The sequence below is a fragment of the Streptomyces sp. NBC_00162 genome (assembly GCF_024611995.1).
Classification (GTDB): Bacteria; Actinomycetota; Actinomycetes; order Streptomycetales; family Streptomycetaceae; genus Streptomyces.
Map to the genome: position 1 here is coordinate 363,280 of NZ_CP102509.1, position 18,010 is coordinate 381,289.

Below are 18,010 nucleotides of genomic sequence, written 5' to 3' on the forward strand. Positions count from 1 at the left end.
CCCGACCCGTAACAGTGAACGCAACGGCACAACTGACGAAGGTCGTGGCCGACGCGGACTTCATCACGGTGCCGACCGTAACCGCCACGGGATTTGCGCCCCCTCGGGACCGTGATGAAGGACCGGGTTGGTCGCTGTATTGATCACCGCTGGCTGTGGAGGTCTGAGCGGGAGCCGGTTCGCGGTGTGTTGGGGAGTCGCTTCGCGCGTCTCGGCATGATCGCGCGCAGCGCTTGCCCCGCACCGTCTCAAAAGGGGCTCCGGCAAGGCGAACCGGCCGACCATGCCCTCGGGCGATCCCGAAGTGGGCTGACAGAGAAGATCCACCTCGCCGCCGACGGCCGCTGCATGCCTCCGGCTTTCGTCGTCACGCCCGGCCAAGCCGGGGACGCCCCCGCATTCCAGCACGTCATGGCGGGGACCGGGGTGGTACGCCCCCAAGGCCGCCACCGGACCCGACCCGCGATGGTGCCGCCGACAAGACATCCCACGCGGATAAGCGTCAAGCCGCCGCTGCCTTCGGGCCTGCTGAGGCCTGTGGGAAGGCGATTTCTTCGTCGTAGGGGTGCCCGTTCTGGAGGCAGTGGAACAGCATGCCCATGAAGCGGTTGAAGAGGTTCCGCTGTGCCGCGACGTGACGGTCGCCGGCTGCTCGTCGGCGGTCGTGGTGGGCTCTGGCGCCTGGCGACCTGGTGAGAGCACCGAATGCCCAGACGTAGCCGACGGCGGCCAGTCTCTGGTTCTCGACCTTCCGGCTCATGACCTTGCAGCTCTTGCCGCTGGCCCTGGTGACGGGGGCACTTCCCGCGTAGGCCTTGAGGGATCCGGCGGTGGCGAAGCGGGTGCGGTCGTCGCCGATCTCCGCCAGGACCCGGGCGCCGGTCAGTGCGGCGAGACCCGGAAAGCTGCGGATGACCGGCGCATCCGGATGTTCCTCGAAGGCCTGCGTGACGGCTTCTTCGAGCTGGTCGGCGTTGTCGCAGGCGGTGTCCAGCTGCCTGAGCAGAGCGGAAGTCTGATGTCCGAGAGCCGCCTCGACCTGCGGGAGCTGGTGGAGGTAGTCGCGGCTAAAGACCTCGTGGAGCCGTTCGGCTTCGCCCTGGATGCCGCGGACGCGGCCGGCCTGCTTGAGCAAAGACTGCAGACGCCTCCGGATCAGCTTCGCGGCCTTGGCGGGGGTCGGTGCCGTGGCCAGGCCACGCCCCAGAAAAGGCCTGAAACGGCACTCAACAGACTTCGCTGCGGTGTCGAGGTCCAGCCCGAACCGCAGGATCACTGCGTCCCGCTGCCTCTCGCTCAGGTGCTCGATCGCCTGGGCGAACTGGAGCCGGCCGTGCACCGCCGCGAAGTCGTCCCGGCCGTCGACGACCGCCGCGAACGCGGAAAGATCGGTCGGCAGGGCCTGCCTGTCGCAGCTTGCGCCGCTGGTCGCTGATACGGCTCTTGAGGATGCTCCACGCGTAGCCAGGCAGGTTCTCCATGCCGAGCATGCGCTGCCAGTTGTTCATGATCTCATCGAAGGTTTTGTCGGCGGCGTCTTCCGCATCGGCGTCAGATCCCAGCTGCTTGTAGGCGAAATACAGGTACGGCTTGTACCGGTCGTCGTGGAACCCCCAGAACGACCTCTCATCGGCAGTGCTCCAGCCGGCCAGGGCGGGATGCTGAGCCGAGGCGCTGGATGGGGGCTCCGGGTCTGCGGAGTCCTCCGGCTCTTCATAGGTCACTGCTCCACCTCGAGGTGGAAGTCGTCTGGCGCCGCGGCGGGTGCCGGGCGGCACCCGTCATACCGGCGATACCGACCCGAACGCCCGCGGCGAGCAGTCGCCGGCAGCAGCGGACCGTGTCGGGTCCGAACACCCGGACGACCAGTGCCGTCTGGAGGACCATCGCTACAGCAGAAAGCCGCACGTGTCCCACCCCTTCGTCGATGGAAGACGCCATACCCCTCCCCCACGGCGTCAGAGGCGCCCGCCTCCACTCATATAGCGATCCGCAGGGCCCCATTCGTGCACGACAAAAACGATCAATTCCGAAACGGCATACGGAAGAAAAACGGCCCGAACCAGGCAGCGAAGCCGCGCTCTCGAAGCGGCGGCCGCCGCAGCGGGCGCAGGCGGCTGCCGATGCCGGGCTGCCGGAAGCATATGGGGACGTCCGCCGCGTCGGGGTATGGCTGGCCAATCAGAAGCAGCGCCGCGACCGGCTCGACCAGGCGCAGCGTGCCGCTCTGGCCGAGCTGGGCGTGGACTGGGCCGGCTAGCGCGCTCCGCTTGGGATCGACCGCTTGGAGGAGGCGGTCGATCCCGGGTGGCGTGGTGGCTCGGCTATCGCAGGAGCACGTCGGAAACGGACAGGAAGAACTCGCCAGTCATGCCGCCGTTCTCACCATTCGGGGTGTCCGGTCCTCCGTGGCCGCCCCAGATGTCCACGATCGCCGCCCGCCCGGTCCGGCTCCGCGGGAAGGACGCGAACTCCCAAGCGGTGGATTCCTCTTCCCCGGGCGCACCGTGCACCTCGACGAGGAACGGGATCGGCTCCAGGTCCTGCCAGCTCAGGCCGTCGGCGGGAATCCAATCGGCGCGGGTGATGAACCACCGGTGGGACCAGCTCTCACCCTGGTGATACGCCATGTAGTCGTAGGTGAAGGTCTGGGTGGGGGACGAGGTGTCCAGCTCCGTCACGGGCCAGTCCCCGAGGGTGTCGTCCGGGGCCAGATCCAGACCGCGGAACGCCGGGTTCCCTGCGGAGGCAAGGGTGCTGCCCTCGAAGAACTTGCGGTACTCGAGGTACTTCTGCGCGTCGTTCCACGGATAGTCGGCGAGCATCCTGTCGGCCCCCGGCACCACTTCGTGCCAGTCGGTGCTGGTGTTGACGCGGCGTGCCTCGGCGCAGATCGGTGAGGGGTCCAGCTCGCGGATCGCGGCGCCGGCCCGGCTGCGCGGATGGTTGGCCGTGCCGTGCCGCGGATCCAGGACGGCCCCGGGCGCCTTCTCGGCTTTCTCGCGGGGCAGGCGCACCGCCCACTTCTCCAGGCCGGCCCGCTCCGAGCCGATGGCGACCACGTTGGTGAACGGCGTGAACTCGCCGTCCACCTTGGCGCGGATCTTGACGTGGAGCTGTCCTGTCGGCTCCTGGTCCCCCAGGTCGACCCAGTGGGAGTTGGACTGCATCCAATTCCATGAAGACCAGTGGAGGAAGACCGTCTGCCGCAGCTCGTCGTTGAGCCATACCTCGTACAGGTGCGGGTAGGGCGCGTTGCCCTCGTTCCAGTCCGCCGGTGGGGGCCAGGCCTCGTGATCGGGGGCGTTGTCCCCGATCTGCCAGCGCAGGCTGATCCCGTACATCGTGTACTTGCCGTCATCGCGGTACCTGATGTCCGCGCGAAGGTCGGACGGAGCAGTGGTCCGGGCCTTGCTCACGGTGTCTCCTTCTCCTCGATCAAATCCATCCCTGAGGCCGTCACCGCGGAGCAGCACACACAACCGACAGTTACAAGCCGTGACAGAAAGTCACTGTAGATCATCCGGGTCCACCCGGACAGAAGGATCACCGCCACCCCAAACCGGATATCCAACCCCATCGGGCGCTGTTCCAGACCTCTGGAACAGCCGCTCCCGTCCGGAGCCGGACGCCCTGTCAGCGCCCGCGCCCCGCTCCCCTGGTGGGCGCGGCCTGCTGCCGGTGGGCGGGGACGGCGGCTTCGGCCGGGGCTGGCCGACCGGGGGCCACGGTGGGGGTGGTGCAGCGGGAGCGGGCCGCCATCGGGGAGACCCACAGCCGGGAGGCGGACGCGGGCGACGCGGAAAGCGGCGTGGTCAGGGCGTGGAGGGTCGCGTCCACGAGGCGGCCCACCAGGGCCGTGCCGGTGGCCTGCTTCCAGGAGGTGTCGGCCGTCAGGCGGTTCAGGTGCTGGGCGACGGTGTGTGTGCTGTCGCTCTCGCGGATGTTCTGCATGCGGGCGGCCAGCAGGGGCCACTGACGTGAGCCGACCAGGAGGCCCGATTCCTGCTCCGGGAGGATGTCCCGGACCATCGACACCATCTGCGAGTGCGCTGCCGGGTGCACCCTCAGCTGCTCCAGGGCACGGGCCCGGTCACCGAGGTCGAGATCACGGGGGACGTCCAGGCCCTCGGTCAGGGGGCCCCAGGAACGCTTCGCGTCCGTACTCGCGGGCACAGCCCACGGATCAGCGGCCTCCCGCACCCGCGGCGCAGCAGCGCGAGCGGCGGGCGCGGGCGCAGCGGCCGGAGCGGCCGGAGCGGGGACTCGGCGGGCAGGCGCGGCCCACGGGTCACCGGCCGCACCCATGCGCTCGGCCAGCATGTCCCTCCCCGGTGCCGCGGCACCGGCCGCCAGAGCGGGAGCGGCGACGGCAATCGCCGCCGGGGCTGTCGAGGCCGGGCGGGAGCGGGTGCGGCAACGGCAGTCGAGGCCGGGGCGGGTACGGCGGCCGGAGCGGGCGCGGGGGCTGGCGCGGGCGCGGGGGCTGGCAAGGGCAGCGACCGCGGCTCGCATCGTGATCATCATGAGCCGGTTGTATCCGTTGCAACTCGGCCAGGAACAGCCCCGCAGGCGCCAGTTCACTCGCCCGGGGCGCACGGTTCACCGGTGAAACGCCACTGCACACCCACAGGCAGCCCGAGGGGCGAAGCAAACCCCCCGGCCGTGGAATCCCGCAGCTCACGCGCCGAAGGCGCGCCGCGGTCGGTGAGGAGCGCCTCCTGCGCCCCCTCAACCGGTGGTTTCAACGTGTAAGGACCACGGAGGTTGTAGCGGCGCCCCTAGCTTCCGGTGTGTCGGCGGCCCGGGAGGCCGCCGGCACACACCACAGAGGGGAAAGACTGCACATGACCATGAGCAAGAGGACCCGCGCAGCCGTATGGACCAGCGTCGCCCTCGGACTCCTTGCCGGCGGAACCTGGGCGGGGACAGCGGTGGCCGTACCCCCGGGCTCCGCGAAGGTGACCGCCCCCTACGCGCAGGCCGCGGCCGTGGTCAACGCCAACGGCAGCGTCAACCGGTCCAAGGGCATCGAGGCCGTCACCAAGCCCGCGACGGGGCACTACTGCGTCGAGCTGGAGGACAAGGACCTCGACATCCGCAAGCTCGTCCCGACCGCCACCCTGCAGTACATCAGCTTCGAGTACGACGTCCGGATCTCGATGTGGCCGCACCCCTCGTGCGGGACCCGCACCGACACCTTCCTCGTCATCACCGGAAAGCCCGGCGTCTACGAAGACGCCTCCTTCTCCATCGTCGTCCCCTAACCCCCTCCACGGACCGCAGGCCGGCACGACAGGTTCCCTGCACAGTGCCGGCCCGCGGCCCGTCGCCCGTGCCACAGCTGAGGTCGGGGCTGAGAGGTCGTTTTCGTCCGATGTTTCATCCCGGGATGGTCTGTTTGGTGGGCTTCTTCGGGTCGCGCCAGGAGATGGTGTTCTCGCTGGTGATACGGCGGGCCATGAGGTCGGCCATAGCAACGTGGATCACGGCTTCGGAGCGGGCGGGCAGGGTCTCGTAGTCGCGGGCCAGGCGGCGGTGGAGCATGAGCCAGCCGTAGGTCCGCTCGACCGCCCACCGTTTCGGGATCGGGGTGAAGCCCCTGGTCCCAGGCTTGCGGGCGGTGATTTCCATGTCGATACCGAGGGCGGCTGCGTGCTCGACGAGGTGCTGGCGATAGCCGCCGTCGACCCAGACCTTGCGGACGCGGGGATGTTCGGCGGCGACCTGGTCCAGGAGCCGGGTGCCGGCGACCGAGTCCTGCACGCTCGCCGCGGTGACCAGCACCGCGAGGAGAAGGCCGAGTGTGTCGGTGACGATACTCCGCTTGCGGCCGACGATCTTCTTGCCGGCGTCGATGCCCTGGCCGGAGGCATGAACGCTGGTGGAGGTCTTGACACTCTGGGCGTCGATCACGCAGGCCGAAGGCTCGGCATCGCGTCCCTCCTTCTCCCGCAGGAGCTGCCTGAGCAGGCCGTTGAGCTGGGCGAACACGCCCTCGTCGGCCCATTTGGCGAAGTACCCGTAGACCGTGTTCCAGTGCGGGAAGTCATGCGGCAGGTAGCGCCACTGAACTCCGGTCCGGTCCACGTACAAGATCGCGTCCATAATGTCGCGCAGGTCGTGCTCAGGCGGCCGACCGATATCCAGGGCCCTGCCGCGGCGCTCGAGACGCCAGGCCGAGAGCACCGGCTCGATCAACTCCCAGCGGGCATCGGACAGATCACTCGGATATGGACGTCGCGTCGACATGCTTCTGGCGTATCGCCGCGGACCGAGTGCGCCCAGGCGTATGGCAATGACGGCGGAAGCACACAGCCTTGAAGGCCAGGCATCCTGGGATGAGACAGGCGCAAGCCACATCCCGCCCCACCCGTCACCCCACCCGACCCACAGGCCCAAGCCACACCTGCCACCTCTTCCGCACCGCCATCGCACGCCCCGAGAATCAGCTCGTATATGGGCAGTACAGACGAAAACGACCTCTGACAACCTGTTTCCGAACCCGTGGGCCGGGTGGCGGTACGGGGGTGTCCAGGCGGGCCTCACAAGCCGTTCGCCACTAGCTTGGGTGCATGCGAGCAAGCGTGGGAGACCGACTGCTGGTCCATGGCAGGACAGTTGGACAGCACGATCGGTCAGCAGAGATCGTCGAAGTGCTTGGCCCGGAGGGCACGCCTCCCTATCGGGTCCGTTTCGAGGACGGGCACGAGACCCTCATGTCACCGGGCCCCGACACCGTCGTAAGGCACATTGAGGAGGAGTAGGCACCCAGATTCCTGGGCCGGCCGGAAGGGCTCTGGGGTGTCCTGGTGGTCACGGGGATGCCCCTGGACCGGACTGCTGGCGTAGTGACTCCAACAGTGCCCGAAGTCCCACCAGTCGCCGGAGTTCCGTTCGCGTAGCGGTTACTGTGACGCTTACCCGAACGCCGAGCATTTCGCTGCACACTGCCGGCAGGATCCTGACCTGCGTCTTTGGGTTCAGAAACACGTTCTGAACTCCAGCCGCCAGCCCCGCCCGTCCCGCAGCCGCTCAGCCGGCGGCCGCGGCCGGCCCCTGACCGAACCTCGGAACGTCCTCCACCGTCACGTCCAGGCGCAGCCGCTGAAAGCGCAGCGGGGGGCGGTAGATGCCGCCGTGGTCGATCGCCCGGTCGGCGCTGACCTCGGCGACCAGGGCGGGGTGGACGAGGGTGGTGTCGAGGACGTCGCGGCTCCCCCCACCTCGCCGAGAACTTCACCCCCGTCCACGGGTGCCCGGGTGCGGCCGGGGTGAGGTGCTCGGCAACCTGCCGGGCGGCGTCCGGGCGCAGCGGTACGGTGCGGCCGACAGCGCGCAGCCGGCCGTCGTGGTCGTGGCGGCCGAGGACGAGGAGCTGCGGGCGGGTCAGGGTGCCGGTGATCGCGCCGACGATCGCTTCGGTGGTGTCGCGTCTTCTGATCTTGGTCCTTAGACCGTGTCCTATGTGGTGAGGCGGAGGAGGCGTTTGTAGCAGCAGAGGGCTGCGGCGAGGCCGAGAAAGGCCAGGTAGTTGCGGGGGTGGCGCTCGTAGCGGTGGTTGAGTCGGCGGTAGCCGGTCAGCCATGACATGGTCCGCTCGATCACCCACCGGCGCCACCACCTTCGCCAGCTTCGCCACCACCGCGGCGGCGATCTTCTCCCCGGCAACGGTGGTGTGCTGGGCCTCGGCGGCCTCGAGCGCGGTGGCCGCGACGGCTTTGTAGTTGCGGACCTTGCGGTTCTTCAGCCACGTTGCAAGCCTGTTGTTGCCGATCCGACGAAGTGCGGCCGGGGTCTGATAGCTGGTGAGGAGTATCAACGCGGCCTTGGAGGTCTTGTAGTCGAAGGCCCGCTCCAGGGCTGGGAAGTACTCGGCCGCCTTCAAGGAACCCGCCGGAACTCCACTCTCCAGCCCGCCGGCACCCGCTCCGCCGACCTCAAAGCGCTCGGCTACACCAGCCCCGGTTCTCCAGACAGTGTGGTGTCTCACGAGACGCCTCCGTCGGCAGAACAACCGCTGGCGTGGGCATGAAGCACCGCCGCAGCCCGGGAAGGTCCGCGGACACCCTGCAGCAACAGATCGGTCCCAGCGGGCCAAGGCATGCCGATGGCGGAGTCGGCGTGTGCGGCCGATGAGGTCCTGCTCGGTCTCGGGACAGGGCGCACCGTAGGGAGCGCAAGCAGTACCGGGCCGACCGGCAGAGGCCGTCACGGGCACGGGGCTGCGCTGGCGAGCGCATGTGCCGCACGGCGCGTGCCTGTCGGCGTGCTGTCGGCGTGCTGTCGAGGGGAGGTCGGCGTCCTGTCGATCCCTGTCGGAGCCGTGTCGGCGGTTGCTGACACCTTTCGAAGCGTCAAGGCCGGGCGGCTGCCCGGCGGTGCTTCGGAAGGGGATGTCTCATGTACGACGTGGTGATCGTGGGCGCGGGCCCGGTCGGTCTCTTCCTCGCCTGCGAACTCGGCCTCGCGGGCTGCTCCGTACTGGTGCGGGAGAAGGAGCCGGAGCCGGACTCGCGGTGGCGGGCGCAGCCGTTCGAGAGGCGCGGCCTGTTCGGCTTCTCGACCGGAGCCTTCTACCGGCGCGGTCTGCTGGACGCGTTGCGGGAGACCTCTGCCGACATGGCGGGACACGGGGCCCCGGCGGTGGCCGCGGCCGACGGGACGTCACGCCCGCTCGCCGTGGGCCACTTCGCAGGCGTGATGCTCGATCCGGCCAAGGTCGACCTGGCCGCTCTGCCGTACCGATTGCCTAGCCCGGCCCCCGACACTCTGATGATCAGGCTTCCGGAGGTCGAGTCACTGCTGGCCGAGCGGGCGGTCAAGCTCGGCGTCGAGATTCGGCGGGGCGCCCCGGTGGACGCGGTCGTCCAGCACGACGAGCACGTGGTCGTCTCCGCGGGCGCGGACGCTGTCGAGGCGCGCTGGGTCGTCGGCTGCGACGGAGGGCGCAGTGCCGTGCGGCGTCTCGCCGGATTCGAATTCACCGGCACCGAGCCGGAGTTCACCGGATACACGATGGTCGCCACGCTCGCCGACCCGGAGAAGCTGCGCCCCGGGATCAACGCGACGCCGACCGGCATGTACCTCCGCTTGGGTGTCGACGGAACCCTCGGGATGATGGACTTCGACGGCGGCGCGTTCGACCGCTCGCGGCAGCCGACCCGCGATCACCTCCAGGCGGTGCTGCGCCGTGTGTCGGGCACCGACGTGACCCTGACCGACGTCCGGCGGGTCTCCACCTTCACCGACCGGGCCAAGCAGACAACGACGTACCGGGAGGGCCGGATACTCCTCGCGGGCGACGCGGCACACATCCACTCGCCCCTCGGCGGGCAGGGCCTGAACACCGGTATCGGCGACGCCGTGAACCTGGGCTGGAAGCTCGCGGCCACCGTACGGGGGCACGCGCCGGACGGCCTCCTCGACACGTACGACGAGGAACGCCGCCCCGTCGGCGCGCAGGTGCTCGACTGGTCGCGGGCGCAGGTGGCGGTCATGCGGCCAAACCGCGGCACGTGGGCGACCCGCGGTGTGGTCCGCGACCTGCTCGGGACGCGGGACGGGACGACGTACGTCTTCGAGAAGATGTCGGGATCGTCGATGCGCTACGACCTCGGCGGCGCGCATCCGCTGGTGGGCCGCAACGCGCCCGACTTCCTGCTGGAAGACGGAGCCTCGCTGGGTGAGTTGATGCGGGACGGACTGGGCGTCGTCCTCGACTTCACTGCCGAGCGCCGCTTGGCGGGACCGGCGTCGGCCTGGCGGGACAGGGTGCGGTACGCGGCCGGAACCCCGGTCGACGGTCTCGGACTGGAGGCCGTACTGATCCGTCCTGACGGCACCGTGGCATGGGCGGAGGGCGACGACGCCGCTGATGCCGGATTCGAGGAGGCGGCCTCCCGCTGGTTCGGCCGCCCGACGGCCTGACGGGACCGGATTTCCGGCGGCCCTCCATCCTCCTGACCGGCGGCTGCGCACCGACCGTGCGGGCCGTACACCTCACGCGAGGTGTACGGCCCGCACGTGCTCGTACCTGGTGGCCTCGGTACCGGCCGCGGGCGTGCAGGGCGGGTCCTCATGGTGGTCGATGCCGGGGCCAGGCCGACCTCAAAGCGGTCCGTGATCGGGGCGGCAACGGCACTCTGCCGGGGAGGCCCGGGAGCCCTTCCACTGGCTGAGCGGGCGGCTGGGTACCGGGCAGAGGCACCCTGTCCGGGCTGCTCGGCTCGGTCCTGGTCGGCAAACCGGACGGCAAGGGGAAGCTGCGCTACCTCGGCAGCGTCAGCACCGGCTGGACGGCACAGGGACGCCGCCGACCTCGCCCGTCTTCTGGCCGTGGCCACCGTCACGAACTACCCCTTCACCGTCGGCCCGCCCGTGCCCGGTGCCCGGCGGGTGCGGCCGCACCTGGTGGGTGAAGTCCGCTACGCCAGCCGCACCCGCGCCGGACTCCTGCGCCCCCTCCTGACACCGGCTGCGCACCGACCTGGCACCCGGCGACACGTAGCGAGCAGCCCCTCTCCGAGACAGGCACCCCCTACGAGCACGGGGAATGAGGCACACACGAAGTGTCTGGAGAACCCTGGAAGCGCCGGATGACCGCCATGAACGAACGCCGCATCCTCCACGCCCACTTCCATATGCCTCACGACGCCCACCCGGACCTGTATGAGCAGCTCCTCGCCCTCGCCGAAGGCATCACCCCGCGCGTGCAGGCCATCCCACCGGACGCCGCGCATCTCGACATCACCGGCGCGCTCCGCTACTGGGGCCGCAGCCCGGAGCAGCTGGCCGCTCTCCTGCGGCTGCGCACCATGGCCCTGCACGGCGTGCAGACCACCTGCGCGATCGCCCCCAACCGAAACCGACGGGTTCGCCAAATCTCGGAGGACTCTGCACGAGAACCCGGAGGTACCTCCGTCCTATCTCGTCGAGTCCGGCTTGGGTTCGACGAAGCAGAGACCAGATACCCTCCACCGGATTGAGATCAGGGGCATAGGGCGGGAGGTGGATGACAGTGATCCAGTCGTGTTCCTCGATGAAGTTACGGAGCTGGGCAACGCGATGGGTGTTTAGGTTGTCCCATACCAGCACCAGCGGGGCACCGAGCTGCTGGTGGGCCGCGACCAGCAGGTCCCGAAAATCCGTCTAGGCGAAACTGCGGCGCCCGGCCTTGGTCACACCGCCGTGCGGGTCGTGAAAGAGAGGCCGGTAAATCAGGCGGGACCGCTCGCCGGGCCGGTAGCAGCACAAGGCAGCCACCGAGATCCGTCCCCGGGAACGTCCCCTGACCCGGACCACAGGTGTGTGGCGCGTTTGGCCCACGTGCGGGTAGTGGGCGGCGTCATCGAGAAGCCGGCCTCGTCTTCGAAGACGATCCAGGCGCCGGACGCCGCCGCGGTGTTTCCACCTGCGGCCAGGTCTCCTTCACCCAGCCGACCACCGCGCCCTCGTCGCGTTCCAGAGCACGTCGGGCGGGGACCTGGTGGCTCCAGCCGTGCCGGTGGAGCATCTGCGCGATGGCCGAGAGGGACATGGTCTTGTGGAACCGACGGCCGATCAGCGTCCTGATTCTCGACAGCGTCCAGGTCTGGCCGGACCATCCGTGAGCCACTGGCGCCTTGGCCAGCTCGGCTTCAAGCACTGCGACCAGGGCCTCGCTCAGCTTTGGCCGGCCGGCTCCGCTGGTCACGGGGAGCCAGCTTCGGCGGTCACGGGAGCGAAGGCCGCGAGGAGGAGTACCCGCCTCCGCAGACCTGCCTGCGTCCTATCGTCGCCCCGCCCAGGAAGGGGAAGCCGCTGGGCGGGGCGATGGCGTTCAGCGAGCAACAGCGCCCCGCGGTGTGTGGGAGGCGCCGCGGGACGCACACCCCCTCGCAGCACTATCTGAAGCCACCACCGGAGCGAGCTACGGAGTGATACAGGTGATGAAAACGTCGTAGAAGTCGATGGTCGCGGCGTCGTCGCTGACGTGACCGTTGTTCCTAACGACGATGTCGAGGAAGTGCTCCGTCGCAGGTGAAGAAACGGCGCTCTGACTCCGCGTGGCCATCTGTATCACCTCGGCAAACACGGCCCTTCCCGAGCCTGAGCCTGCCTGGACAGTGGCCGTGATCGCGGCGCCGCCGAAACGATCATCCGGGCCTACCATGAAAAAGTGGGTCCCGTCGGGCGGGATGGACTGATGTCCTGGGCGGACCGAAAAGCATGTGACGTTGGCCATGATCGTTCTCCGTCCTGTGGTCGGAATCTGCTCGCTGACCTGGAGCCACGCGGGCGCCACGCCCAGCTCCAGGATCGGGTCATAGCCAGGAAGGTGCCACTCGACGTAGTGGTTGCTGCTCACGCTCACGGTCCGCCGCCGCCTCGCTGCCCTGTCGGTTCCCAAGGTCGTAGCTCTACGGGGCGATGGGGCCGTTCTTCTTCTCCGGGTGTGCGGACAGGACGTAGCGGGTGGCGGCGAGGTTGGAAAGGCCGAAGAGCTCCATGAGGCGGACGGGGTCAGCGCTGTGTCGGGCTTCGTCGTAGATCCGGTCCACGCGCAGGGCGCCGGCCCGCAAGCCGAGCCGTTCGAAGGTCTTCTGGACCACGCCAGCGCTGATGGGCGGGCCGGAGTCATCGACAGCGGTGTTGCGGGTGACGAAGAAGTGGGGGTTGGAGCTGTCGGGCCAGCGCCGGTGGCGTTGCAGTTCCCATGCCGTGGCGAGTCGCAGGGTGAAGGCATCGAGGTAGACGAGGTGGTCCATGCGCCCTGGCCGTCGCAATCGCAGGCGGCCCTTGCTCCGGTCGAGGTCGGTCCGCAGGAGGCGGACGAGTTGTCCGGGGAGGAGGGCGTAGACGGCGACGAGGGCGGCCATGAGCCGGTCGCGGGGGTCGTCGACTTTGTCGAGGAGTCCGGCGAGGCGGTCGGAGGGCAGCGCGGCGGGCAAAGGCCGGCTGACGGTGAGGGAGACGCCGCGGGCGGGGTCGCGGAAGATGAGGCGTTCGCGTTTGAGGGCCCTGAACAGGGAGCGCAGTGAGGTGTGCAGGCGGCGGGCCTGGTCTCCGGTGAGCGGGTCGAGGGCGGCCTCGATGTGTTTCTTGGTGATCTGGCGGGGGTCAGTGAGGCCGTCAGCCGTCCATGCTTCGAGGGTGGGCAGGACGGCGACCACGTAGTTCTCGACCGTCTTGGGGCTGCGGGGCCGGCTGGACGTGCTGCCCTGACCGAGGAGCACGTCGATGAACGCGTGCAGCGCGGCGGCGAAGGCCGGGTGGCTGACCGTGGAGGCGTGTTGCCGGGCGCGTGCGATGCAGGGATCGCTGGGCTGTTGGGCTTCGAGCAGGCCGCGCAGGCGGAGGTAGTTGACGACGCGGGGGCCGTGGAGGGTGGTGCGCATGGAGGCCAGGGCCCGGATGTCCGTCTCCTGGATGGGGACCTCGGCGCCGAGGTGTCCAGTGACGATGCGCAGGGTGCGGACGCTGCCGCTGAAGGAGTCGGTGTTCCATCCGCGGCCGCGCATGTAGGTGATGAAGTCGGCGACCAGGTCGGCGGCTGCCGCCGTGAGGGCGGGTGGCCGTGTGGTGTCCAGGCGGGTCCAGTCTCGCGGCGGTGCCGGGAACAGTTCCAACTGGGCGGGGTCCAGGAGGTGCTCGGACAGGCGGCGTTGGACCTCGGCCTGGGCGCGGGCGCGGCGGCGCTTGTGGGCGAAGCGGCCTTGCCGGGGCGCCGCGTCGGGGAGCACGCCCGCGGTGGCCAGCCCGGCGTGGGGGCGGGCGATCCACAGCTGGTCGCCGCCCTTCATCGCGATCTGGGCGGTGTCGGTCTCGGTTTCTGCGATCACGATCCGGCACCTGCGGCACATGCCGCCGCTGAGCAGCAGGTTGCGGTGGCAGCGGCTGCACTCGGCTTCGCTCCCGCCGCGCTGTCGGATCGTGAAGCACCAGTTGGTACACGCCCCGCACAGGACCCGGCGGTCGTTCGCCCAGGCCAGGCAGTGGTCGCACTGGCCCCGGCGTTCAGGGTCCTGCTGTCCGGAGCGGCGGGTGGGCCCGGTACGCCGGGGAGCAACGAGGCGACGGGAGGGCGCCGGGGCGAGGAGGCCAGCCCGGTCCAGGGCCTGCCCGAGGACCGGGCCGCTGTAGAGGAGGTCGTCCAGGGCCTGGGCGGCGACCTGCTGCTGGTCGGGGTCCCGGGCCGCCAGCGCCAGGCGGGCGAAGCCTTCCAGGCGCCAGATCCACACCGTCCGGGCCCGTACCCGGCGCTCGTCCGCCATCAGCCGCAGCTGCTCGGCTACGGCCTCGAAGCCGGAGATGGAACGGTCGGTGATGCGGGCCGCGTGGGTGCGGGAGAACTGGCGGGCCGGGGTGGGGAAGAGCCCCAGTTGCCCGGGGACCTGGGGCGGGCAGATCCGGGGATCGTCCTGGACCGGCTCGGGGAACCGGGCCCGCAACCACGAGGGGACGTTGTAGCGCCGTCCGGCTTTGGCCTGAGGCATCCGCACCGCACGAGCCTCGGGCAGGGTGATCCCCTCGATCTCCAGGGTGAGCTGTCGGGGCCGGCCCGGGGCGAGCGCTTCGTCGTGGAGCTCGGCCCAGACCCAGGGGTCGTCCTCGCCGAGGCGGGCCGCCAGGAGGCAGGGCCCGCACACGCCCGCCCGTGTCACTGGCATGCTCCAGGCGCACCGTCGGCATGGCGCCACGCTCCAGCCGCTCCGGCCCAACGTCACGCGGTTCCAGGCCCGCGCGCACCGCAGACACATGGTCTTCTTGTTCACTCCGCCCCAGCCCGCGCATGTCCCGCACGAGCCGAGCAGTCCGAAGCCCCTGATCATCGTCAGGTCCCGTTTCAGTTCGGGGGCAGTGGGCGTCGGGACCCGCTGCCACCGCCGGGCCGTGGAATCGGGCGCGCCGGGCCGCTCTCGCCAACGGCCCGCTGCTCGCTCTCGGCACGTCCTTCGGCGGCCGCCACCGGCTCGGCTTCCATCAGGTCCGCGACCGTGCACTGGAGTGCGGCGCAGATCATGTCGAGGTCCTCCAGCCGGACGGTGACCGGCTTGCCGGACCACAGGGCGGCCACCTTGCTCAGGGACGGGGTGAACCCGACCTCCCGGAAGGCTGCCTGCAGCTGGGTCGGCCGCCAGATGTCGCGCTTGGCCGCGGCCCAGCGCAGGTTCCACTTCAACGGATCACGCCTCCGCGCTCAGCCGGCGAACTGCTCGCCGGGAAGACTCCAGACTGGCCCGCTCCGGATCGCCCTTCGCGGTCGCGAGATACCCGACCGTGGTGGAGGCCCAGACATGACCGAGCAAAACCTGCACATCCCACAACGGCATCCCCTGCTCATAGTTGTGGGTCGCGCACGCGTGTCGCAGGAGATGCGGGAAAAGCTCGCTGACCGGCCCCCGCAGATGCTCTCGCGAGGCCATCTTCAGTGCGCGCCGGAACGTGTCGGGCACCACCGGCGGCGCGAGCAGGCCGTCCATGCCGGCCAGGGACTTCGCCAGCCGCTCCGAAGGGAACAGCGGTGCCCGTGGATCGGAGGGGTCGTCGGGGAACTCGCCGCGTACTTCCTCGACGTACCACCACAACAGCTCACGCCCCTCCTGGAAGAGGAAGGCTTCGCGGTCACGGGGGCCGGAGCCGCCGGCGCCCTTGCCGTGGACCAGGAACCGGCCCCACTGCCCGTTCTCCCAGTGCACCTCCCCCAGCTGGACCGGGCACAGCTCCGCCGCCCGGACGCCGGAGATGTACGCCAGCTTCGACATCACGTAGTTGCGGACCGCCACCGGGTACTTTCGCGCCCGCGGCAGAGCCTCGCGCCACGCGGCGAAGAACTCCTTCGTCGCCCGCGCCGACGGCGGGATCCGCAGCCCGAAGTCACCCCGGTGCACGGGCCGGTTGAACGCATCGACCGGCGATTGGACCACCGCCCCGAACCGGCGGTGAATCTCACCCGCGTACCGCTGCTCCAGGAAGGCGTAGTACAGATCGATCTTGTTGATCTTCGAGCGGACCGTGGTGTGCCGGGGACGCTTGCCCGGCCCGGCGAAGTACTTGTCGAACTGCCGAGCGCTCAGGTGCCACGGCAAGATGTCGTAGTACGAGCAGATCTCCAGCACGGGCTGGACCAGCCCCTCCAGAGTCCGCGGCGAGAGTCCCGCGACATCCCGGGCCCACACGTACTCGGCAAGGGAGTCCTGGAAGAACGCGCGCTCGTCCTCCGCCGACGCGGTCGCTGCGGTCTGCCGCTGGAGCGCCAGCACGTCGGCCAGGCCCGGCTCTGGCTGCTCCTGATCGCCAGGACGGTCCTTCACGCTGACGTCGCCACCCGTGATGAGAGAGAAGAGGCGAGTCCCGGAATCTGTCACAAGCGAGCAAATTACGGAGAGAACTTCTGGAATCTGCGAGTAATCGTCAGATCTCCACGCGATCGAGTGAACCACTCATGCGCGGCTACGACCTGCATGAACAGCCACAACTCCCGCACGGACCACTGGAACGAACCCGTCGGCGCTCCAGTTGGATGCTCGCCTCGATGGCGGCCGCCGCGACCCCGCCAGGCGCCACCACGATGCTCGAGGCCCGCAACGTGCAGGCGTGGCTGCGGCCGCGCCCCGCCGCCGCCCTCCACCAGGTCGGCCCCGCGACCGCGAACAAGCTCCGCACGTACGGGCTGCACACCATCGGCGACATCGCCGACGCGCCCGTGCCCACCCTGGTCTGTCTCTTCGGCGCCTCCACCGGACGCTCCCTCCACGCCCACGCCCACGCCCACGGCCAGGACCTGCGCACCGTCCAGACCCAGCCGGCTCCGAAGTCCATGAGCGCCGAGAGGACCTTCGACCACGACGTCCTGGACCCCGCCGAGCACCGCAGAACCCTGCTGGACCTGACCGACGAGCTCGGCGCCCGGCTCCGCGACGAGCAGCAGGCCACCGGGAACCTCACCATCTCCGTCCGCTACACCGACCGGACCGGCAGCACCCGCAGCCGTACCCTGCCCGAACCCACCGCCCACACCCGCCCGCTCACCACCACCGCGTACGAGCTCTACGACCTCCTCGGTCTCCAACGGGCACGCGTCCGCGCCATCAGCCTGCGCGCCCAAGACCTCCGCCCCGCCACAGAGGCCACCCAGCCATCGAAGCCGTCAGCGACCGCGACCGCGCCCGCTACGGCCCCGGCACCATCCGGCCCGCCACCCTCGCCACAACCAGCAACCGGACCGCTCGCGGAAAACCCGACGATAAAACGCTGTTGGCAACCCGCTGTATCCAGGTCAAGGCCGACCGACCCCATGCACTTAATGGCCTATTGGATCAGGTCGGTATGCGTGTAGCACGTCGGGCAGACGTAGAGCTGCAGATGATTTGCGTCGGAGACCTGGATCCCGGGCGGGTTCGACACGTTGTCGTAGTCGAGCACGGCGATGCCTTGGTCCTCGTACGGGACCCAACCCCTTCTGTAGTCGCGACATTCGTCCGAGGCGATGGTCAGAAGCGGGTTCATCGCGGCGCCACAGTTGATGCAGAACCGGGCGATGGGATCGGTGAGGCCCCACGGTGCCCATCCACCGACCTTCCAGCCGGGGGCGACGGACAGCTCGTTCATGTAGAACTCCTCCGGAGCGGCCTCGTAGGAATCATGTATCGCGACGCCGGCTTCCTGCCACGCGCTCCAGTCGCTCAGCTGCTGCCGCAGCTCCTTGTCCAACTCCAGAAAGTTGGGGTACTCGGTGACTTGCTCCGGTGCCAGCACGCACGGCTCCGGCGTGTAGCCGTCCTGCACATCCGAGGGTTTGGGCGGCGAAGCAAGGACGTGGGTGACGTCGGCGGCGGTTCGCCAGAACAGTTCGGTCGGAGGCTTGTGCTCCGGCGGGTGCTCCGAGGGACACCACAGCACCTGGAGCAGGTCTGTCCGTCCGGGCGGCCGTAGCTGGGGCACGTCGCGCACGTACAGCTGGGCCACCGGCAGGAGGGGGAGACCGGACCCTCGTGCCACTTGTCGCAGTACAGCCACGGCTGATTGG

The 18,010-nt window shown here is 69.5% G+C and carries 18 protein-coding genes and 4 pseudogenes; 8 read left to right on the forward strand and 14 right to left on the reverse strand.

The features are described from left to right. Positions 1–264: 264 nt before the first annotated feature. Positions 265–462: pseudogene (locus JIW86_RS41990) on the forward strand (IS5/IS1182 family transposase); the annotation flags it as partial. 40 nt (positions 463–502) lie between these two features. Here the strand turns inward: JIW86_RS41990 and JIW86_RS02115 are convergent. Together JIW86_RS02115 and JIW86_RS02120 are read right to left on the reverse strand one after the other, a co-directional pair. Continuing rightward, positions 503–1,276 (reverse strand): transposase, encoded by a 774-nt coding sequence (locus tag JIW86_RS02115; protein ID WP_257552241.1) that lies wholly within the window; start codon positions 1,274–1,276, stop codon positions 503–505. Beyond that, on the reverse strand, positions 1,227–1,724 hold the full coding sequence (locus JIW86_RS02120) for a hypothetical protein (RefSeq protein ID WP_257552242.1): 498 nt from the start codon (positions 1,722–1,724) through the stop codon (positions 1,227–1,229). The genes JIW86_RS02115 and JIW86_RS02120 overlap by 50 nt, the downstream gene beginning before the upstream one ends. 203 nt (positions 1,725–1,927) lie before the next feature. On the opposite strand from JIW86_RS02120, the gene JIW86_RS02125 reads away from it, so the two are divergent. Continuing rightward, positions 1,928–2,260, forward strand: coding sequence for a hypothetical protein (locus tag JIW86_RS02125; RefSeq protein ID WP_257552243.1), 333 nt, complete (start codon positions 1,928–1,930; stop codon positions 2,258–2,260). A 64-nt stretch (positions 2,261–2,324) separates the two neighbouring features. On the opposite strand, the gene JIW86_RS02130 is transcribed toward JIW86_RS02125, so the two are convergent. Together JIW86_RS02130 and JIW86_RS02135 are read right to left on the reverse strand one after the other, a co-directional pair. After that, a complete protein-coding gene (locus JIW86_RS02130; protein ID WP_257552244.1) occupies positions 2,325–3,419 on the reverse strand; it encodes a lytic polysaccharide monooxygenase auxiliary activity family 9 protein in 1,095 nt (364 codons plus the stop codon). A 217-nt stretch (positions 3,420–3,636) separates the two neighbouring features. Further along, on the reverse strand, positions 3,637–4,527 hold the full coding sequence (locus JIW86_RS02135; RefSeq protein WP_257559629.1) for a hypothetical protein: 891 nt from the start codon (positions 4,525–4,527) through the stop codon (positions 3,637–3,639). A 320-nt stretch (positions 4,528–4,847) separates the two neighbouring features. Between JIW86_RS02135 and JIW86_RS02140 the strand changes: the two genes are divergently transcribed. Continuing rightward, positions 4,848–5,267, forward strand: a complete 420-nt coding sequence (locus JIW86_RS02140) for a hypothetical protein (RefSeq protein ID WP_257552245.1) — start codon at positions 4,848–4,850, stop codon at positions 5,265–5,267. A 115-nt stretch (positions 5,268–5,382) separates the two neighbouring features. Here the strand turns inward: JIW86_RS02140 and JIW86_RS02145 are convergent, their stop codons facing one another. Continuing rightward, positions 5,383–6,252 (reverse strand): IS5 family transposase, encoded by an 870-nt coding sequence (locus tag JIW86_RS02145; protein ID WP_257552065.1) that lies wholly within the window; start codon positions 6,250–6,252, stop codon positions 5,383–5,385. A 323-nt stretch (positions 6,253–6,575) separates the two neighbouring features. Between JIW86_RS02145 and JIW86_RS02150 the strand changes: the two genes are divergently transcribed. Continuing rightward, on the forward strand, positions 6,576–6,767 hold the full coding sequence (locus tag JIW86_RS02150; RefSeq protein ID WP_257552246.1) for a DUF1918 domain-containing protein: 192 nt from the start codon (positions 6,576–6,578) through the stop codon (positions 6,765–6,767). A 512-nt stretch (positions 6,768–7,279) separates the two neighbouring features. Beyond that, positions 7,280–7,456, forward strand: coding sequence for a hypothetical protein (locus tag JIW86_RS02155; protein ID WP_257552247.1), 177 nt, complete (start codon positions 7,280–7,282; stop codon positions 7,454–7,456). A gap of 8 nt (positions 7,457–7,464) precedes the next feature. On the opposite strand, the pseudogene JIW86_RS02160 reads toward JIW86_RS02155, so the two are convergent. Beyond that, positions 7,465–7,617, reverse strand: a pseudogene (locus JIW86_RS02160) (transposase); the annotation flags it as partial. A gap of 1 nt (position 7,618) precedes the next feature. Next, positions 7,619–7,882 (reverse strand): annotated as a pseudogene (locus tag JIW86_RS02165) (IS110 family transposase); the annotation flags it as partial. Between the two features lie 521 nt (positions 7,883–8,403). Between JIW86_RS02165 and JIW86_RS02170 the strand changes: the two are divergent. Both JIW86_RS02170 and JIW86_RS02180 read left to right on the forward strand, forming a co-directional pair. Continuing rightward, the gene (locus JIW86_RS02170) at positions 8,404–9,930 is read left to right on the forward strand and encodes an FAD-dependent oxidoreductase (protein ID WP_257552248.1); all 1,527 of its coding nucleotides are present in this window, start codon (positions 8,404–8,406) and stop codon (positions 9,928–9,930) included. A 668-nt stretch (positions 9,931–10,598) separates the two neighbouring features. Beyond that, positions 10,599–10,988, forward strand: coding sequence for a hypothetical protein (locus JIW86_RS02180; RefSeq protein WP_257559630.1), 390 nt, complete (start codon positions 10,599–10,601; stop codon positions 10,986–10,988). On the opposite strand, the pseudogene JIW86_RS02185 reads toward JIW86_RS02180, so the two are convergent. The 6 genes and pseudogenes from JIW86_RS02185 to JIW86_RS02210 all read right to left on the reverse strand — a co-directional run. Continuing rightward, positions 10,951–11,351: pseudogene (locus JIW86_RS02185) on the reverse strand (transposase); the annotation flags it as partial. The gene JIW86_RS02180 and the pseudogene JIW86_RS02185 sit on opposite strands and share 38 nt — an antisense overlap. Continuing rightward, a complete protein-coding gene (locus tag JIW86_RS02190) occupies positions 11,348–11,695 on the reverse strand; it encodes a helix-turn-helix domain-containing protein (protein WP_257552249.1) in 348 nt (115 codons plus the stop codon). The pseudogene JIW86_RS02185 and the gene JIW86_RS02190, both read right to left, overlap by 4 nt. Positions 11,696–11,911: 216 nt before the next feature. Next, positions 11,912–12,349 carry a hypothetical protein gene (locus tag JIW86_RS02195; protein ID WP_257552250.1) on the reverse strand — a complete coding sequence of 146 codons (438 nt, stop codon included), beginning with the start codon at positions 12,347–12,349 and terminating at the stop codon, positions 11,912–11,914. Positions 12,350–12,401: 52 nt separating this feature from the next. Further along, complete coding sequence (locus tag JIW86_RS02200) at positions 12,402–14,651, reverse strand: hypothetical protein (RefSeq protein WP_257552251.1); 2,250 nt, start codon at positions 14,649–14,651, stop codon at positions 12,402–12,404. 176 nt (positions 14,652–14,827) lie between these two features. Then, positions 14,828–15,163, reverse strand: coding sequence for a helix-turn-helix domain-containing protein (locus tag JIW86_RS02205; RefSeq protein ID WP_257552252.1), 336 nt, complete (start codon positions 15,161–15,163; stop codon positions 14,828–14,830). Positions 15,164–15,167: 4 nt separating this feature from the next. Beyond that, on the reverse strand, positions 15,168–16,424 hold the full coding sequence (locus JIW86_RS02210; protein ID WP_416237513.1) for a tyrosine-type recombinase/integrase: 1,257 nt from the start codon (positions 16,422–16,424) through the stop codon (positions 15,168–15,170). A gap of 92 nt (positions 16,425–16,516) precedes the next feature. Here JIW86_RS02210 and JIW86_RS02215 point away from each other — a divergent pair, with 92 nt between their 5' ends. Then, positions 16,517–17,320 (forward strand): DNA polymerase Y family protein, encoded by an 804-nt coding sequence (locus tag JIW86_RS02215; protein ID WP_257552253.1) that lies wholly within the window; start codon positions 16,517–16,519, stop codon positions 17,318–17,320. Here the strand turns inward: JIW86_RS02215 and JIW86_RS02220 are convergent. Next, a complete protein-coding gene (locus tag JIW86_RS02220; protein WP_322975477.1) occupies positions 17,293–17,949 on the reverse strand; it encodes a hypothetical protein in 657 nt (218 codons plus the stop codon). The genes JIW86_RS02215 and JIW86_RS02220 overlap by 28 nt on opposite strands. Positions 17,950–18,010: the final 61 nt, after the last annotated feature.